General features: G+C 52.2%; 1 pseudogene. It reads left to right on the top strand.

Features of this window, described 5'->3' with window-relative positions:
• Positions 1-228 (top strand): annotated as a pseudogene (locus SB775_RS34575) (Ktr system potassium transporter B); the annotation flags it as partial.

Raw genomic sequence — 228 nt, 5'->3', positions numbered from 1 at the left:
CATCACGGGCGGCATCGGCTTCACCGTTCTGTACGATATGTGGAGCGCCAAGGAATTCCTTCAATTGTCGCTGCATTCGAAAATCATGCTCAGCGGGACACTCGCCGTCAACCTCTTCGCCATGCTGTTCTTATTTGCTTCGGAATATGGAAATATGGAGACACTCGGTTCATTGCCGCTTGGCGACAAGCTATGGGCTTCGTATTTCCAAGCGGTCACACCACGGAC

This window comes from Peribacillus sp. SIMBA_075 (assembly GCF_046534585.1).
The sequence above is the reverse complement of the archived record's forward strand: the minus strand, read 5'-3'. Positions and strand labels throughout refer to the sequence as shown.